Below are 17,446 nucleotides of genomic sequence, written 5' to 3' on the forward strand. Positions count from 1 at the left end.
AAAACGTGAGATGGACAAATTCTAGTCGCTGTCTCGGCAGCGCGTCGTTACCGCATCGCCGTCTTTTGGTGATTACGATTTTTAAGCGCCGCTGCCGTTAGCATGAGCGCCCTCTCACGATCACCCGGCCCGCATGAGTCTGTTCCGCCAAGGCAGCCAGTTCACCCTGATTGGCGCCCTGCAATTGGCTGTGGATTGCGGCATCTTCATTGCCGCCACTGCGGCGGGCATGCCGACAGTACCTGCCAATCTGCTCGGGCGCATCAGCGGTGCAGTGCTTGGCTTCTGGCTCAACGGCCGCTACACCTTCGCCAAGGAAGGTGGTGCACGTCTGGGCTGGCAGCGCTTCCGCCGCTTTGCGGTGATGTGGCTGGTGCTCACACTGATCAGCACCTGGCTGCTGTCGGCGACGGTGGATCTGCTCGGCCTGCGTCAGGCCTGGCTGGCCAAACCGCTGGTGGAAGGCGGGTTGGCGATCGTGTCGTTTTTTCTTGGCCGGCATGTGGTGTATCGCTGAGCGAGCGCACTGACGCTAACGCAGTGACCGAAGACGCTGCTGCTTTCGGCTGAAGAAATCGCGATCCATGTCGCCGCCAGGTGCAGATCAGCCAATACACGTTTAGCGCATCGCTGATCGCGTGCTCGGTAGAGCGTCCCCCTCCTGAGGGGACGATCGGCACCTGGGTGCTGGTGGCGGTGCGGGGTTCAGTGGCAGAAATCGCCCAGGCTGCGCACCAGTGCGGCGCGATGCAGCGCATCCAGTTGCCATTGCGCCGCGTAATGCGCTGCTGCACGCGCGGTGCTGGCCGGGCACCCGGGCGCTGCGCGCAAGGGTGCAACGTCGGCCAATGCATCGAGCAATTCGCCTTGCAGCCGATCCAGACGCACACGCAACGTCGCCAGATCCGGACGTGCGGTGTCCGGCGCGCGTCCGCGTTCGCGCCAGTGATTCAACAGTGCGTACTGCACTGCCTTGTTGGCCTCGATCTGCGCTGCAAAGAACCGCGCCGCATCCTCGGCATCCAGCCCGTGCGCAGCGGCCTGATCGCGCACGCTCTGCAGCACCGCCGCCTCGCGGGTCTGATCCAGCACCGGCTTGCCGCTGTCCCACTTGCTCAGCGCCACCGCATCGCCGATCGCATTGCGCTGCACGATGCGATCCAGCAACGGATCCAGCGGCGGCTGGCTACGCGCCGGCAGTGCGCAACCCAGCAGTGCGACGGCCAGCAGGCCGGTCAGTGCGTAACTGCGAAAGCCATCGATCGTGCGGGTCATTGGGTGTTCCTCAACGTGCATGGGTGAGAGGCCGCGCCGCCTGCAGCAGGCGGCATCGCGCAAGGCACGCAGTGTGCCTGCTCCCCCGGTACAGGTGGGCTGCGCCACGCAGGCGCATCTCCAAAAACGAAAACGCCGACACGATGGTCGGCGTTTCCAGTGCCACACCTGCGTGTGGCTGTAGATCTGTTGTCACGCTTGCACGCGCCGCGAGGGCGCACGCCATCGTGCGTTTAGTGCTTCAGCGTACGACGCAAGCGCTCCAGCGCCTGCAACTGCACGGTCGCCTCGGCCAACCGACGCTGCGCTTCCGCCACATCCACCGCGTCGCCACGGTTGGCCAGCAGACGTTCGGCCTCTTCCTTGACCTTGCGTACCGCGGCTTCATCGATGTCCTGGGCACGCACCGCGGTGTCGACCAACACGGTCACCACCTGCGGCTGCACTTCCAGGATGCCGCCGGAAATGGCGAAGTCCAACTGCTCGCCGCTGGCGGTGGTGACCACCACCTTGCCCGGCTTCAGGCGCGTGATCAGCGGCGCGTGCTTGGGCGCAATGCCCAGCTCGCCCAACTCGCCGGTGGCCACGACCAGCGTCGCCTCACCGTGGAAGATTTCCTTCTCGGCGCTGACGATGTCGCAACGGATAGTGCTCATGGTGACTTACCTTGTGAGGCGGGGATTGGGGATTGGAGATTCGGGATTGGCAACCGCAGCTTTCACTGTGCCCACTCACCTCGTCTCCGCACCCCGCTCACCGCCGTACCAAATCCCGTGCCAAATCCCGGCTATTACGCCTTGGCGCTCATCTTGTTGGCTTTCTCGACGGCTTCTTCGATGCTGCCGACCATGTAGAACGCCTGCTCCGGCAGGTGGTCGTATTCGCCGTCGCAGATCGCCTTGAAGCCGCGGATGGTGTCCTTCAGCGAGACGTACTTGCCCGGCGAGCCGGTGAACACTTCGGCCACGTGGAAGGGCTGGCTGAAGAAGCGCTCGATCTTGCGTGCGCGCGATACCGACTGCTTGTCTTCTTCGCTCAGCTCGTCCATGCCCAGGATCGCGATGATGTCCTTCAGTTCCTTGTACTTCTGCAAGGTCTGCTGCACGCGCTGGGCGGTGTCGTAATGCTCGTGGCCGATCACCAGCGGGTCCATCTGGCGGCTGGTGGAATCCAGCGGATCCACGGCCGGGTAGATACCCAGCGAGGCGATGTTACGGCTCAGCGTGACGGTCGAATCCAGGTGGGCGAAGGTGGTCGCCGGCGACGGGTCGGTCAGGTCGTCCGCAGGCACGTACACGGCCTGGATCGAGGTGATCGAACCGCTCTTGGTCGAGGTGATGCGCTCCTGCAGCACGCCCATTTCTTCGGCCAGGGTCGGCTGGTAGCCCACTGCCGACGGCATGCGGCCGAGCAGCGCGGACACTTCGGTACCGGCAAGCGTGTAGCGGTAGATGTTGTCCACGAACAGCAGCACGTCCTTGCCCTTGCCGTTCTCGTCCTTCTCGTCGCGGAAGTACTCGGCCATGGTCAGGCCGGTCAGCGCAACGCGCAGACGGTTGCCCGGCGGCTCGTTCATCTGGCCGTACACCATCGCGACCTTGTCCAGCACGTTGGAGTCTTTCATCTCGTGGTAGAAGTCGTTGCCCTCACGGGTACGCTCGCCCACGCCGGCGAACACGGACAGACCCGAGTGCGCCTTGGCGATGTTGTTGATCAGTTCCATCATGTTGACGGTCTTGCCGACGCCGGCACCGCCGAACAGGCCGACCTTGCCGCCCTTGGCGAACGGGCACATCAGGTCGATGACCTTGATGCCGGTCTCCAGCAACTCGGTGCTGGAGGACTGGTCTTCGTACGACGGTGCAGCGCGGTGGATTTCCCAATGGTCCGAGGCCTGCACGTCGCCGGCTTCGTCGATGGGGCGACCCAGCACGTCCATGATGCGGCCCAGCGTGCCGGCGCCGACGGGCACCGAAATCGCACGCTCGGTATTGGTGGCCAGCAGGTTGCGCTTCAGGCCGTCGGTGGAGCCGAGCGCAATCGTGCGCACCACGCCATCGCCGAGCTGCTGCTGCACTTCCAGGGTGATTTCGGTGCCTTCGACCTTCAACGCGTGATAGACCTTCGGCACTTCATGGCGCTGGAATTCGACGTCGACGACCGCGCCGATGATCTGAACGATCTTGCCCTGACTCATTTTGCTGCTCCGGTTAGCTTTGTTCTGTCCGAGTGGCAGATGCCATCTCGTGGAATTTTGTGATCTGGGATTCGTGATTGGGGATTCGCAAGGGCGCCATCCGCTGCGCTCCTACCAATCCCGAATCCCCAATCCCGGCCGTGCCTATACCGCGGCCGCGCCGCTGACGATTTCCGAAATTTCCTGGGTGATCGCCGCCTGACGCGCCTTGTTGTAAACCAGTTGCAAGGTGCCGATCATCTTGTTGGCATTGTCGCTGGCGGCCTTCATCGCCACCATGCGCGCGGCATGTTCGGAGGCCACGTTTTCCAGCACGGCCTGGTACACCAGCGACTCGATGTAACGCGTCATCACGTGCTCCAGCACGCTGGCGGCATCGGGTTCGTACAGGTAATCCCAATCGTGATGGGCCACCTTGTGTTCGGCGGCCGGCAGCGGCAGCAGCTGATCGAAGCTGGCCTTCTGCGTCATCGTGTTCACGAAGCGGTTGTAGACCAGATACACGCGATCGACCTTGCCTTCGGTGAAGGCATCCAGCATCACCTTGATCACACCGATCAACTGCTCGATGTGCGGGCTGTCGCCCAGGTGGGTGACGCTGCCGACCATGTTGACCTTGATGCGGCGGAAGAACGCCGAGGCCTTCTGACCGATGGTCACCACGTCGATCTCGGCGCCCTGCTCCTGCCACGGGCGCACTTCGCCCAGCATCTTGCGGAACAGGTTGTTGTTCAGACCGCCGGCCAGGCCGCGGTCGGAAGAGATCACGATGTAGCCGACCCGCTTGACCTGCGCACGCTCCATCAGGAACGGATGCTGATAGTCGGTACTGGCCTGCGCCAGATGCCCGATCACCTGCTTCATGGCCTGCGCGTAGGGACGCGAGGTCTTCATGCGGTCCTGCGCCTTGCGGATCTTGGAGGCCGAGACCATTTCGAGCGCGCGCGTCACCTTGCGGGTGTTCTGCACGCTCTTGATCTTGGTTTTGATTTCGCGTCCGCCTGCCATTGCTCGCTCGCTTCGCTGGTGGGATTCGGGATGGGTGATTCGGGATTGGCCAAAGCCTCCCGCATCCCGCACCACGACTCCCGAATACCTGAATCTGGAGATTCGCAAGTGGTGCTTCGAGTGGCCTAAGCCCCCGAACCACCGCTCTTACGAATCCCGACTGCCCAATCCCAAATCCCGGCTACTGACTTACCAGCTACCGGTGGTCTTGAACTCTTCGATGCCCTTCTTGAAGCCGGCTTCGATGTCGTTGTCCCAACCGCCGGTGGTGTTGATCTTGGAGATCAGCTCACCCTGGGTGTTGGCGAAGTGGGCGTGCAGGCCTTCTTCGAACGCCAGCAGCTTGTTGACCGGCACTTCATCGAGGTAGCCCTCGTTGACGGCATAGATCGACAGCGCCTGGTTGGCGATGGACATCGGCGCGTACTGCTTCTGCTTCATCAGCTCGGTGACGCGCTGACCGCGCTCGAGTTGCTTGCGGGTGGCTTCGTCCAGATCCGAGGCGAACTGCGCGAACGCAGCCAGCTCACGGTACTGCGCCAGCGAGATACGGATGCCGCCGGACAGCTTCTTGATGATCTTGGTCTGGGCCGCACCACCGACGCGCGACACCGAGATACCGGCGTTCACGGCCGGACGGATACCGGCGTTGAACAGGTCGGTTTCCAGGAAGATCTGGCCGTCGGTGATCGAAATCACGTTGGTCGGCACGAATGCAGAGACGTCGCCAGCCTGCGTTTCGATGATCGGCAGCGCGGTCAGCGAACCGGTCTTGCCGGTCACCGCACCGTTGGTGAACTTTTCCACATATTCCTCGGACACGCGCGCAGCGCGCTCGAGCAGGCGGCTATGCAGATAGAACACGTCGCCCGGATAGGCTTCGCGACCCGGCGGGCGCTTGAGCAGCAGCGAGATCTGGCGGTAGGCCACGGCCTGCTTGGACAGATCGTCGTACACGATCAGCGCGTCTTCGCCGCGGTCCATGAAGTATTCGCCCATGGTGCAGCCGGCGTAGGGGCTGATGTACTGCATCGCGGCCGATTCGGACGCGGTCGCCGCCACCACCACGGTGTGCGCCAGCGCGCCGTTCTCTTCGAGCTTGCGCACGATGTTGGCAACGGTCGAGGCCTTCTGGCCGATCGCCACGTACACGCACTTGATGCCGGTGCCCTTCTGGTTGATCACCGCATCGATCGCCAGCGCGGTCTTGCCGGTCTGGCGGTCGCCGATGACCAGCTCGCGCTGGCCTCGGCCGATCGGGATCATCGCATCGACCGACTTGTAACCGGTCTGCACCGGCTGGTCGACCGACTTGCGCCAGATCACGCCCGGCGCAACACGCTCCACCGGTGCGGTCTGGGTCGCGCCCAGCGGGCCCTTGCCGTCGATCGGCTCGCCCAGTGCGTTGACCACGCGACCGAGCAGCTCCGGACCGACCGGCACTTCCAGGATGCGGCCGGTGGTCTTGGCCACGTCGCCTTCGCGCAGGTTCTCGTAATCGCCCAGCACCACGGCGCCGACCGAATCGCGCTCCAGGTTCAGCGCAAGCGCGAAGGTGTTGTTGGGCAGTTCGATCATTTCGCCCTGCATCACGTCGGCCAGGCCGAAGATGCGCACGATGCCGTCGGACACGCTGGTCACGGAGCCTTCGTTGCGCGACTCCGCGGACAGCTTGACCGTCTCGATGCGGGTCTTGATCAGGTCGCTGATTTCGGAGGGGTTGAGCGTGGTTGCCATCGTTCAGTCCTAGGTGCCGGCCGCGAGGGCCATGCGTTTATGTGAATTCAGTGGGCGAGCGAGCTTTGCAGACGCGCGAGCTTGCCCTTCAGCGAGCCGTCGATGACCACGTCGCCGGTGTCGATCACCGCGCCGCCGATCAACGAAGCATCCACCGCGGTGGTGATGTCCACCTCGCGGCCAAAACGCTTCTTCAGCGCAGCAGCGATCGTGTCCAGCTCGGTCGCGGTCATTTCAGTTGCCGAGGTCACCGTCGCCTTGACGACATGTTCGGCCTCGGCACGCAGCTGTTCGTACAAGCCTGCGATTTCCGGCAGCACCGACAGGCGCTGCGCATCGGCCAGCAGGCCAAGAAAGCGCAGATAGTCTTCGCTCGCCGTTGGCGGCGCCAGCAACGTCACTGCCTGTTCCTGGCGCAAGGCCGGGTTGAGCAGCAATGCAGCCACGCGCGGGTCGCCGGCCACCTGCGCCGAGAACGCCAGCGCATCGGACCAGAGTGCGAAGGTACCGCCCTCACGCGCGATCGCAAACGCGGCACGGCCGTAGGGACGGGCAAGTGTGAGGGCCTGGCTCATCGATTAAATCTCCGCCGCCAGCTCGTCGAGCAGCGCCTTGTGGGCGTTGGCATCGATTTCGCGCTTGAGCAGCTTCTCGGCACCGCTGACCGCCAGCACCGAGATCTGCTTGCGCAGTTCTTCGCGGGCACGGGTGGCAGATGCGTCGATCTCGGTCTGCGCCAGATCCTTCTGACGGTTGGCTTCGGCAATTGCCTCGTGCTTGGCCGCTTCGATGATCTGGTTGGCGCGCGCATGGGCCTGATCGATGATCTCGTTGGCCTTGGTGCGTGCGTCCTTCAGTGCTTCGTTGACCTTTTCCTGCGCCTGCGCCAGATCCTTCTGACTCCGATCGGCCGCAGCCAGACCTTCAGCGATCTTTTGCTGACGCTCTTCGATCGCCTGCAGCAGCGGCGGCCAGATTTTGGTCGCGACGATCCAGATCAGACCGGCGAAGGCCAGCGCCTGGGCAAAGATGGTAAGGGTGATGTCCATGGGTCGCTCAATCGCTCTTTAGGGGTGAAAGCGCCGCCGCATGGCGACGCTTTCCGACCTTCATCCGCGGAGACAACCGCACGCGGCTGCCTCCACATCCTGCTACCGCTGGATCAGCCAGCAGCCTGCGACAGACGCTCGATGAACACCTGGGCCAGCGGGTTGGCGAAGGCGAACAGCAGGCCGACAGCGACGCTGATGATGAACGCGGCGTCGATCAGGCCGGCGGTGATGAACATGCGGACCTGCAGCACCGGGATCAGTTCCGGCTGGCGCGCGGCAGATTCCAGGAACTTGCCAGCCATGATGGCCAGACCGAGGCCGGCACCCAGCGCGGCCAGGCCGATCATGATGCCGACGGCGAGGACGGTGGAGCTCTGGACTTGAGCGAGGTTGGTCAGGACGGCGAGGTACATGGTGATCTCCGAACGAAAGTTTCTAAGGGTGATGGATGAATCGGGATGAAGCAGATGAAGGGTGCAGCAAACTCAGTGACTGTCTTCGGCAAGGCTCAGATACACGATCGACAGCATCATGAAAATGAAGGCCTGCAGCGGAATCACCAACAGGTGGAACAGCATCCAGCCGAGGCCGAATACGCCGCCAGCAACCATGCCGGCGATGCCCGCACCGCCCAGCACCCAGATCAGCAGGAAGACGATCTCGCCGCCGAACATGTTGCCGAACAGTCGCATCGCCAACGAAATCGGCTTGCTCAGCCACTCGACGATGTTCAAAAGCAGGTTGAACGGCATCATCCACTTGCCGAACGGCGCCGTCAGGAATTCCTTGGTCATGCCGCCCACGCCCTTGGAGCGCAGCGAGAAGAAGATCATCAGGAAGAACACGCTGATCGACATGCCCAAGGTGGCATTGACGTCGGCGGTCGGCACCGGCTTCCAGGCGTGGATGCCGGCCCAGCCCAGCGGGATGGCGATGAAGTCGGCCGGGATCATCTTGATGAGATTCATCAACAGGATCCAGAAGAAGATCGTGATCGCGATCGGGGTCACCAGCTTGCTGGTGCCGTGGTAGGTGTCCTTGGCCTGCCGGTCGACGAACTCCAGGCAGATTTCCACGAACGCCTGCCACTTACCCGGCACGCCGGCGGTGGCATTGCGGGTCGCGGTCCAGAAGCCGACGACCATCACCAGGCCCATCAACACGGCCATGACCAGGGTGTCGACGTGAATGGTCCAAAACGTACCGCCACCCTCGCGAACCGGATAGATCAGGTTCTGCAAGTGATGCTGGATATAGGAGGTAGGTGTTGCTGCCTCGCCCGCCATGTGTCCGGAGCCCTTTAAGTTCGAATCAACGCCTGGCCAGAGCCAGAATCTGAAAAATCAGCCCGATGGCGATACCCGCCAACAAAGCCAGAGGAGGCAGCCGCCACAGGCCGAAGCCAAGCGCCAGCGCCACGAAAACCAATACCCACTTCAACACCATCGCCAGGATCAACCGGACCATGGCTATACCTGCCGCCTGGATCCCGCCCCCTAGCGCAGTCCGTGCTGCGACCCAGCCGCCCAGTACTGTCGCAAATCCGGTCAACGCCAGACCGGCAGCGTAACGGGGACCGACCAACAGCAACCCCAGACTGGTTATAGCTACAGCGGCAAGCGGATATACCGCAGCGCGCAGCATCAACCGCCGACCCGCGTCAACGGAGTTCAGCACTACGGTTACCTTACGTGTGAATGAGTGGGAAGCGCAGATGCGCCTCGTCGAGCCGCGAAAGTATAGCAATGGGACAAATTGCGAGACAACCGGCAGAAGTCACTGGCTGCTGCGGCGCACCATACAGGTGCTGCGGCAACGGGTGGGAACTTTGCCACAAACAGGCGGTCATAACCTACGAGGCCTGCACATCCTCGTCGAAAGGTACTGCCGCAGGCTGCGTCTAGGAGCCCTGGGAGACCGGGGCTCCTGCTTTTTACGCATTTTGTCGCACCCTGCGACCTTCCCATCGGCGGTCCAATCGACGCGTTCCTGGCGCGATACCAGCCGCATCGTTTCGTTATTGGCGCCTCGATTGCGCGGCGCATGACGAAAGTCGAACTGCCCGCGGCACCGGACCGTTTTGTCCGATTGCTATTTAGGCCTTCACATCGAATCGACAGCTCGTTCACTTGTGAACGACACCATTTTATCGATAGTGCGCGCCACAGGTCGGTTGCCTGCCTCTCTTAGAACTATGGAGCTCCCCATGAAACACCTTCTCGCACTGGTCATCCCGTGCGTACTGGCTGCCGCTTATGCCGCGCCTGCCCATGCCGAAGACACCGATGATCGCTTCCAGATTCGTCTCGGTGCGATGAACGTCGACAACGACAACACCATCCGTGGCAACACGCTGGTGGCAGGCAACAACGTGTCGGTCAATGAAGATTTCAAGCTCGGCGGCAAGGAATGGGAGCCGCGCATCGATGGCGTGTTCCGCATCAGCACCCGTCAGCGCCTGATCTTCGATTACTTCAAGTACGACAAGGATCGCCGCGAGACCCTGACCCAGGATCTGAGCGGCGGCGGCATCACCGTGCCGACGGGCAGCTTCATCAAGGGTGAGCTGAAGTATCAGGTCGCCACCCTGGTGTATGACTACTCGGTCATCGATTCGCCGGAATTCAGCCTGGGCCTGCAGCTCGGTGCCGAATACGCCAAGGTCGAAGCCAACGCCTATGCCGATCTGGGTAGCGTGTTCAGCGGCGACGTGTTGAACGAGAAGGCCGACGGCGTTGCGCCGGTGGTCGGTATCCGCTTCACCGCGCGTCCGAGCGAGCATTGGCTGTTCAACGTGCAGGGTCAGTACCTCAACACCAGCTGGGGCAACTTCGACGATTACAAGGGCGACCTGAGCCGCGCCAACGCGATTGCCGAATATCGCTTCACCAAGAACTTCGGTCTGTTCGCCGGCTACGACTGGTTCAAGCTCGATGTCGACCAGCGCGGCAGCGATGGCCTGATCGGTTTGAAGCAGGAGTTCAAGGGCCCGGTTGCAGGCGTGACGTTCGCGTTCTGAGTTACACCCACCGTTGAACCCAAAAGGCCCGCTTTTTGCGGGCCTTTTGCATTTTTCCATGTGCCGAATGCGCCGCTATGGCGTTGGGCAGAGGTGCGCGGCGACGCACGCATAATCGGCCAACGGCATCTCACCCACGCTGTCGCGCCGCACGTCTACCTGATCTGGATCCTCGATGGCCTGGGAATCCAACGGGCTTGCTGTGCGATCAACACCACGACGCCCAAACGACGACGCCCCGCGCAAGGCGGGGCGTCGTTGGCACTGCACGCAATGTGCGCGGCTTACTTCTTCTTCGGGATGTACAGGTCGGTGATGGTACCGTCGTAGACTTCGGCGGCCATGCCGACCGATTCGCTCAGGGTCGGATGCGCGTGGATGGTGTGGCCGATGTCTTCGGCCTCCGCGCCCATTTCGATGGCCAGACCAATTTCGGCCAGCAGATCACCGGCATGCACGCCGACGATGGCGCCACCGATCACGCGATGCGTTTCTTCATCGAAGATCAGCTTGGTGAAGCCTTCGGTGCGACCGATGCCGATTGCGCGGCCACTGGCGGCCCACGGGAACTTGGCCACGCCGACCTTCAGGCCCTTGGCCTTGGCTTCGGTTTCGGTGACGCCGACCCAGGCGATTTCCGGGTTGGTATAGGCAACCGACGGAATCACCCGCGCCACCCATTCCTTCTTCTCGCCGGCAGCCACTTCGGCGGCCAGCTTGCCTTCGTGGGTGGCCTTGTGCGCCAGCATCGGGTTACCGACGATGTCGCCGATGGCGAAGATATGCGGCACGTTGGTGCGCATCTGCCGATCGGCCGGGATGAAGCCGCGCTCGGTGACGGTGACGCCGGCCTTGTCGGCGCCGATCTTCTTGCCGTTGGGCGTGCGGCCCACAGCGACCAGCACGCGATCGTAGGCGGTCGCTTGCAGACCCGGCTTTTCGCCTTCGGTCGCGGCTTCGAACGACACCGTGATGCCGCTGGAGTCGGCCTTGACGTCGGTGGCCTTGGTCTTGAGATAGACGTCCACGCCCTGCTTCTTCAGGCGGTCGGCCAGCGGCTTGACCAGGTCCTTGTCGGCGCCCGGCATCAGCTGGTCCATGAACTCGACCACGGTGACCTTGCTGCCCAGCGCGCTGTACACCGTGGCCATTTCCAGGCCGATGATGCCGCCGCCGACCACCAGCAGGGTCTTGGGGATGTCGTGCAGCTCCAGCGCGTCGGTGGAGTCCATCACGCGCTTGTCGTCCCACGGGAAGTTCGGCAACTTCACCGCCTGCGAGCCGGCGGCGATGATGCAGTGCTCGAAGCGCAGCAACTGGGTCTTGCCGTCGTCGCCGACGATCTCCAGCTCGTTGGGCGAGACGAAGCTGGCCACACCGGTGACGGTGCGCACCTTGCGTTGCTTGGCCATGCTGGCCAGGCCGCCGGTGAGCTTCCCGACCACTTTTTCCTTGTACTCGCGCAGCTTGTCCAGGGTGATCTTGGGCTGGCCGAAGTCCACGCCGAAATCGCCGGCATGCGCCACTTCATCGATCACCGCGGCGGCATGCAGCAGCGCCTTGGACGGGATGCAGCCGACGTTGAGGCAGACCCCGCCCAGGCTGGCGTAGCGCTCGATCAGCACGGTGTCCAGGCCGAGGTCGGCGGCGCGGAACGCGGCGGTGTAGCCGCCGGGGCCGGCGCCGAGCACCACCATCTTGCATTCGATATCGGCCGGCTTGCCGCTGGCCAGCGCCGGCTTGGACGGCGCCGGCTCGGCCGGGGCGCGATGCGAGGGCGTCACCGGCGGCTTGCTGCCCGGCGCGGCGGCCGGTGCTGCAGCAGCCGGCGCAGGCTTGGTGTCGGCCTTGGCGGGCGCAGCCGGTGCGGCGGCCTCGCCTTCGGTTTCCAGCAGCAGCACGACCGCCCCTTCGGACAGGTTGTCGCCGACCTTGATCTTGAGTTCCTTGACCACGCCCGCAGCCGAGGACGGCACTTCCAGCGTGGCCTTGTCCGACTCCAGCGTTACCAGGCCCTGATCCTTGACCACGCTGTCGCCGACGGCGACCAGCACTTCGATGACGGGGACATCGCTGTAATCGCCGATGTCTGGAACCTTGATTTCAATGACCGCCATTTGCTTCTCCTGTGGCTCAACCGGCCGTGCCGGCAAGCGTCTGCTGGAGTTCATCCAGCGACGATTCGATTTGGGTCCAGCGCTTGTCACGCTTCTTTTCCTTGCCTTCGCTGGCTTCGATCAGCAACGCGGCCTGCTGCACCAGCAACTCGCCGGCGCCGCAGCCCGGACGCGCGCCGCTGTAACGCACGCCATCGACCTGGAACGACACCACCTCGCCCTCGCTCACCGGCGCGGTGCGTCCGGTCGGTGCGAGCTGGGTCAGTGCGGCGGCCCAGTTGCTGACCAGGCGCTTTGCCAACGCTGCCGGAATCGGAATTTCCACCGTTTCCGGGGTCTGCTCGGTGCGGAACTGCACGCTGCCGCGATCGCTCTGGCTGACCCAGCTGTAGACGCGCTCGTCGGCGCGGCTATGCCGCAGGGTCCAGTCGGCGCCGTCCTTGCCAGGGAGCAGCGAGACGCCGCTTTCCACGCCGCGGGTGGGCAGCGTGAGCAACGACAAGCTTGGCTTGCCGCCAGCATCGAGCAGCGTGGTCACCGCGGTGCCGTAGTTGCCCACCGCCGGCGGCCAGCCGCGCCCGAGCGTGCTCTCGCACTCGCGTGCCGCCGCAGCCGTGCACGGCAACACGCCCAGCAGGGCGAGCGTCAGCAGCGCCGCTCTCACAGCAGGACGCGTCGCATGTCGGCCAGCACCTGGGCGAGATAGGTGGTGAAGCGTGCGGCCAGCGCGCCGTCGATGACGCGGTGGTCGTAGCTCAACGACAACGGCAGCATCAACTTGGGCGCGAACTCCTTGTCGTTCCAGACCGGCTGCATCGCCGACTTGGACACGCCCAGGATCGCCACTTCCGGCGCGTTGATGATCGGCGTGAACGCCGTACCACCGATGCCGCCGAGCGAGCTGATCGAGAAGCAGCCGCCGCTCATGTCGGCCGGGCCGAGCTTGCCGTCACGCGCCTTCTTGGCCAGCTCGCCGCTTTCCTGCGCGATCTGCAGCACGCCCTTCTTGTCGACGTCGCGGATCACCGGCACGACCAGGCCGTTCGGGGTGTCGGCGGCGAAACCGATGTTGATGTACTTCTTCAGCGTGAGGTTTTCGCCGGCTGCATCGAGCGAGGCGTTGAACTCGGGGAATTTCTTCAACCCCGCGGCGCTGGCCTTGACCAGGAAGGCGAGCATGGTCAGCTTGATGCCGGCCTTCTCGTTTTCCTTGTTGAGGGCCACGCGCAAGGCTTCCAGGTCGGTGATGTCGGCCGATTCGAACTGGGTGACGTGCGGAATCATCGCCCAGTTGCGCGCCAGGTTGGCACCGGAAATCTTCTTGATGCGCGACAGCGGCTGGGTTTCAGTCTCGCCGAACTTGCTGAAGTCCACCTTCGGCCAGGCCAGCAGGTTCAACCCATTGCCACCGCCGGCCGGCGCAGCACCGGCCGCGGCAGGCGCGCCGCCACTAAGTGCGGCCTTGACGAAGCGCTGCACGTCTTCGCGGGTGATGCGGCCGCCCTTTTCGCTGCCCTTGAGCTGGTTCAGATCCACGCCCAGCTCGCGTGCGAACACGCGCACCACCGGGCTGGCATAGGCCACCTTGGACGGCAGCACGCTGTCGGCATCGAAGGTCACCGGCGGGCTGCTCGGGTTGCCGGCCGACGGCTGGCCGCCCTGTGCAGGCTGCGACGCTTCGCTGGAGCGCGCGCCCTGTACCTGCGCGATCTCGCGCTGGGCCAGCTTGTCCGGTACCGCGGACACGGCGACCGGCTCGACCTTGCCCGCGGTTTCGGAGGTCTCGGTGGTGGGCTTGGCCGGGGACTGCGCCGCACCGGCGCCGCCATCGCTGGCCGCAATGATCGCGACCACATGGCCTTGCGAGAGCGTGTCGCCGACCTTGACCTTGAGTTCCTTGACCACGCCGGCGGCCGAGGACGGCACTTCCATCGTGGCCTTGTCCGACTCCAGCGTGACCAGGCTCTGGTCCTTGGCGACGGTATCGCCGACGGCGACCAGCACTTCGATCACCGGGATGTCGGTGTAGTCGCCGATGTCGGGCACAAGCGCCTCGATCAGGCCGCCTTCCGAAGATGCGGCAGGCGCAGCCGGCTCGGCCTTGGCGGCAGGCGCCGGGGCAGCCGCGGGCGCGGCCTTGGCCGGAGCAGCGGGCGCAGCCGCCGGAGCGGGGGCAGCCGCGGTTTCGGCACCGGCATCGGCCACTTCGATCAGCGCCACCAGCGCGCCCTGCGACAGCGAATCGCCGACCTTGACCTTGATCTCCTTGACCACGCCGGACACCGACGAGGGCACTTCCATCGTGGCCTTGTCCGATTCCAGCGTGACCAGGCTCTGGTCCTTGCTGACCGTATCGCCGACCGACACCAGCACCTCGATTACCGGGACATCGCTGTAGTCACCGATATCGGGGACAAGTGCTTCCTTGATTTCGGCCATACGGGGAACTCCGGCAACAGAATGGGGAAACCCCTATTGTGGCCGGCTGCGGGCCGCAGCGCCAACCATTGCCGTGGAAAAAGTCGCACGCCGGATGGGATGCAGCGTTTGCGCACGCACGCGCCGGATCATTTCGAGGCGTGTCGATCGACCCGCAACAGTTGCAGTGGCTCGCCTGAGGGCAAACGATACGCCAGCGCATTGTCCAAGCCATCGAGCGCTTCCACCCGCTCGCACAGTTGCTGCGCGCGCGGCCGCAATGCACGTGCCTGCGGCTCAATCAGGCGCTCGATGCGCGCTTCCACGCCATCCAGCGACCGCAGCTGCACATCGTTACCGGTCAATGCCGACTGCACCGCACCGGCGACGACATCGCCGATCAGTTGCGGCAGCAGCTCGGCCACCATGGCGCCGATGTCGTCATCGATGTCGATCGTGGTGAGCTGGCTTTTGCTGAAGCTCTGCTTCAGGCGCGTATCGATCTTCTCGCGCACGTTCGCCATCTGGGTGCGGGTGGCCTCCGGGGTGCGGCTGAAACCGGCTGCCACTTCGCCCAGCGCAGTGACGGCGATATCGGCCGCTTCGCGCCCGACCTCCTGCGCCAGCGGCACCACCTCGCGGGTCTGGCGCTCGAACTGGATCAAGCGGGCGCGATCGTCCGCGCTCAGCGCCACCCAGCGGTCGTCGACGAACAACGCGCCCTGGCGCAGTACCAGGCGCTGCGGCGTGCCCGATTTGCGGATCAGGATCAGGCTGCGCGGGTTGAGCGTGAGGTCGTAGTCGCTGCTGACTTCGCAGTGCAGGTCCTCGGCCGCTGCCGCGTCCACGACACCGAACATGCCTGCCAGCAGCCCTAGCGCCATCATCAATTCGTGCTTGCTCGTCATCGCGCTGCTCCGTTGTGCATTGGGTGCAGCATGCCCGCGCGTGCCGGACGCGTGCCTGTGCCGGACGCTGGCATGACTTCTGGCCGATAGCGGTGCCGCAACCGGTCAAATTGGCGCTGCAGTTGGTATGCGCGTTGGTTCAAGCCGCTAAAACGCGTGCACATCGCTCGACCGGCACCATGCGCCTCGCTCGTGTCCCGATCATGGGCATGTCTTCGATCACGACGTCGATGCATACCTGGCCAATGTCGCTAATCCAAGGCATCGCGCAACGGCTGCCAGGCGTCGCACAAACGTTGCAACGACCACGCTGCGTTGGCCGGGCTGGTGGACGGCAACGCCCAGACCGGCACTGCCTGCAATTGCAGTGGCAACAGCGGTTGCACGTGCCGACGCCACGCCTGCGCCGCAGCGGCACCATTGCAGGCCACCGCGCGCAGCTGCGGCAGCGTCGCCAGGCGCGCCGCCAACGGATTGACCACGATGCTGCTAGCGACGATGGCCGTATCCAGGCTGCCGCGCCGTTCGCATTGGCCGATCACATCCCACACGCCGACGCCGCAGTGCGCCAACGCCTCCAGACACTCGACATATGCAGCGCTTGCATCGATACCCAACAAAACCTGCATCAACGGCCAGAACCGATTGCGTGGGTGCGCGTAGTACATCGCCGCGTCCAGCGAGGCGTTGCCGGGCATCGAACCGAGCACCAAGACACGGCAATCGCCAGGAATGTGCGCTGGCAGGCCTTGCAACACGTCGTTTTTCGTCACGGCGATCGCACCTGGGTGAATGTCTTTTTCAGCTTGCATGTCGCAACCACGGCCTTCTTCGGAAACTTGCTGAACAAACGAAATTTTAGCGAGCTGCGGGTGGGCGTGGATTCAGATTTTCAGGAATAGCTTTGGCGCGGCCCACTCCACGGGCCCAACAAGAACACGAGGAGACCCCCAATGCGTTCCATTTCCATCCTGAGCCTGGCTGCCGTATCCGCACTTGCGTTTGCGCCGTCTGCATTTGCACAAGACACCACCTACACCGGTGACACCTCCTCGGCTTCCACCAGCGCCGATAGCGCCTCTGGCAAGCATTGGGCAGTGGTCGGCGGTGTGGCCCTGATCAAGCCGAAGAACGACCCGGCTCCGGGCCTGGACGTCGATGGCGGCCCGGCGCCGACGCTGAGCGCCAGCTACTACATCAACGACAACTGGGCCGTTGAACTGTGGGGCGCAGCCGACAAGTTCAACCACCGCGTCAACGCCGATGGCGTGGGCAAGGTCGGTACCGTCGAACAGCAGCCGATCGCCATCAGCGGCCAGTACCACTTCGGCCAGGCCGATAACGTGTTCCGTCCGTTCGTGGGCGTGGGCTACTACGAGTCGAACTTCAGCAACGAGAAGATCGACGCGGCGTCGGCCAGCGGCCAGCACGTGGGCCTGGACACCGCCAAGGGTGTCATCGGCACCGTCGGCGTGGACATGAACATCAACTCCACCTGGTTTGCACGTGCCGACGCCCGCTACATGCGTTCGCGTCCGGAACTGCGCGAAGGCGGCCAGGGCACCGGCAGCGAGCTGGAACTGGATCCGTGGACCGTCGGCTTCGGTGTCGGCGCGCGCTTCTAAGCACGTTCGACCAAGCTAAGTGTCAGTTGAAGAAAAACGGGCCGCAAGGCCCGTTTTTTTTATGCGTGGAAAGCGCGGCGCTCTACACAT

At 63.9% G+C, this 17,446-nt stretch carries 18 protein-coding genes; 3 read left to right on the top strand and 15 right to left on the bottom strand.

Annotated elements, in window-relative coordinates:
* Nucleotides 1-133 precede the first annotated feature (133 nt).
* The gene (locus tag AC1PLU_RS19505; RefSeq protein WP_481107010.1) at nucleotides 134-517 is read left to right on the top strand and encodes a GtrA family protein; all 384 of its coding nucleotides are present in this window, start codon (nucleotides 134-136) and stop codon (nucleotides 515-517) included.
* Between the two features lie 188 nt (nucleotides 518-705).
* Here AC1PLU_RS19505 and AC1PLU_RS19510 read toward each other — a convergent pair whose 3' ends face one another.
* The 10 genes from AC1PLU_RS19510 to AC1PLU_RS19555 all read right to left on the bottom strand — a co-directional run bounded on the left by AC1PLU_RS19510 (nucleotide 706) and on the right by AC1PLU_RS19555 (nucleotide 8,946).
* The gene (locus AC1PLU_RS19510; RefSeq protein WP_481107011.1) at nucleotides 706-1,275 is read right to left on the bottom strand and encodes a chorismate mutase; all 570 of its coding nucleotides are present in this window, start codon (nucleotides 1,273-1,275) and stop codon (nucleotides 706-708) included.
* Between the two features lie 233 nt (nucleotides 1,276-1,508).
* The gene (locus AC1PLU_RS19515) at nucleotides 1,509-1,931 is read right to left on the bottom strand and encodes a F0F1 ATP synthase subunit epsilon (RefSeq protein ID WP_006450428.1); all 423 of its coding nucleotides are present in this window, start codon (nucleotides 1,929-1,931) and stop codon (nucleotides 1,509-1,511) included.
* A 134-nt stretch (nucleotides 1,932-2,065) separates the two neighbouring features.
* Entirely contained in the window at nucleotides 2,066-3,472 is a 1,407-nt protein-coding gene (gene atpD / locus AC1PLU_RS19520) for a F0F1 ATP synthase subunit beta (RefSeq protein WP_006450427.1), read from the bottom strand.
* A gap of 144 nt (nucleotides 3,473-3,616) precedes the next feature.
* Entirely contained in the window at nucleotides 3,617-4,480 is an 864-nt protein-coding gene (gene atpG, locus AC1PLU_RS19525) for a F0F1 ATP synthase subunit gamma (RefSeq protein ID WP_006450426.1), read from the bottom strand.
* A gap of 189 nt (nucleotides 4,481-4,669) precedes the next feature.
* The gene (gene atpA / locus AC1PLU_RS19530) at nucleotides 4,670-6,217 is read right to left on the bottom strand and encodes a F0F1 ATP synthase subunit alpha (protein WP_055824757.1); all 1,548 of its coding nucleotides are present in this window, start codon (nucleotides 6,215-6,217) and stop codon (nucleotides 4,670-4,672) included.
* A gap of 47 nt (nucleotides 6,218-6,264) precedes the next feature.
* Nucleotides 6,265-6,792 carry a F0F1 ATP synthase subunit delta gene (locus AC1PLU_RS19535; protein ID WP_006450424.1) on the bottom strand — a complete coding sequence of 176 codons (528 nt, stop codon included), beginning with the start codon at nucleotides 6,790-6,792 and terminating at the stop codon, nucleotides 6,265-6,267.
* 3 nt (nucleotides 6,793-6,795) lie between these two features.
* On the bottom strand, nucleotides 6,796-7,266 hold the full coding sequence (locus tag AC1PLU_RS19540) for a F0F1 ATP synthase subunit B (RefSeq protein WP_006450423.1): 471 nt from the start codon (nucleotides 7,264-7,266) through the stop codon (nucleotides 6,796-6,798).
* Nucleotides 7,267-7,379: 113 nt separating this feature from the next.
* Nucleotides 7,380-7,682, bottom strand: a complete 303-nt coding sequence (atpE, locus tag AC1PLU_RS19545) for a F0F1 ATP synthase subunit C (protein WP_002814105.1) — start codon at nucleotides 7,680-7,682, stop codon at nucleotides 7,380-7,382.
* Nucleotides 7,683-7,754: 72 nt separating this feature from the next.
* On the bottom strand, nucleotides 7,755-8,555 hold the full coding sequence (gene atpB, locus AC1PLU_RS19550; protein WP_006450422.1) for a F0F1 ATP synthase subunit A: 801 nt from the start codon (nucleotides 8,553-8,555) through the stop codon (nucleotides 7,755-7,757).
* A gap of 25 nt (nucleotides 8,556-8,580) precedes the next feature.
* Nucleotides 8,581-8,946 carry a hypothetical protein gene (locus AC1PLU_RS19555; protein ID WP_481107012.1) on the bottom strand — a complete coding sequence of 122 codons (366 nt, stop codon included), beginning with the start codon at nucleotides 8,944-8,946 and terminating at the stop codon, nucleotides 8,581-8,583.
* A 529-nt stretch (nucleotides 8,947-9,475) separates the two neighbouring features.
* Between AC1PLU_RS19555 and AC1PLU_RS19560 the strand changes: the two genes are divergently transcribed.
* Nucleotides 9,476-10,288, top strand: a complete 813-nt coding sequence (locus AC1PLU_RS19560) for a hypothetical protein (RefSeq protein ID WP_481107013.1) — start codon at nucleotides 9,476-9,478, stop codon at nucleotides 10,286-10,288.
* A gap of 284 nt (nucleotides 10,289-10,572) precedes the next feature.
* On the opposite strand, the gene lpdA is transcribed toward AC1PLU_RS19560, so the two are convergent.
* The 5 genes from lpdA to AC1PLU_RS19585 all read right to left on the bottom strand — a co-directional run bounded on the left by lpdA (nucleotide 10,573) and on the right by AC1PLU_RS19585 (nucleotide 16,543).
* On the bottom strand, nucleotides 10,573-12,405 hold the full coding sequence (lpdA, locus tag AC1PLU_RS19565) for a dihydrolipoyl dehydrogenase (RefSeq protein WP_481107014.1): 1,833 nt from the start codon (nucleotides 12,403-12,405) through the stop codon (nucleotides 10,573-10,575).
* A 16-nt stretch (nucleotides 12,406-12,421) separates the two neighbouring features.
* Nucleotides 12,422-13,069, bottom strand: coding sequence for a hypothetical protein (locus AC1PLU_RS19570; protein WP_481107015.1), 648 nt, complete (start codon nucleotides 13,067-13,069; stop codon nucleotides 12,422-12,424).
* Complete coding sequence (locus tag AC1PLU_RS19575; RefSeq protein ID WP_481107016.1) at nucleotides 13,066-14,844, bottom strand: dihydrolipoyllysine-residue acetyltransferase; 1,779 nt, start codon at nucleotides 14,842-14,844, stop codon at nucleotides 13,066-13,068. Before AC1PLU_RS19575 ends, AC1PLU_RS19570 begins: the two co-directional genes overlap by 4 nt.
* A gap of 128 nt (nucleotides 14,845-14,972) precedes the next feature.
* Nucleotides 14,973-15,731, bottom strand: coding sequence for a DUF2884 family protein (locus AC1PLU_RS19580; RefSeq protein WP_481107017.1), 759 nt, complete (start codon nucleotides 15,729-15,731; stop codon nucleotides 14,973-14,975).
* Between the two features lie 251 nt (nucleotides 15,732-15,982).
* Nucleotides 15,983-16,543, bottom strand: a complete 561-nt coding sequence (locus tag AC1PLU_RS19585) for a DNA-deoxyinosine glycosylase (RefSeq protein ID WP_481107018.1) — start codon at nucleotides 16,541-16,543, stop codon at nucleotides 15,983-15,985.
* Between the two features lie 141 nt (nucleotides 16,544-16,684).
* Here AC1PLU_RS19585 and AC1PLU_RS19590 point away from each other — a divergent pair, with 141 nt between their 5' ends.
* Nucleotides 16,685-17,356, top strand: coding sequence for an OmpW/AlkL family protein (locus tag AC1PLU_RS19590; protein WP_006450414.1), 672 nt, complete (start codon nucleotides 16,685-16,687; stop codon nucleotides 17,354-17,356).
* Nucleotides 17,357-17,446 lie beyond the last annotated feature (90 nt).

Source organism: Xanthomonas sp. NCPPB 2933 (assembly GCF_056725225.1).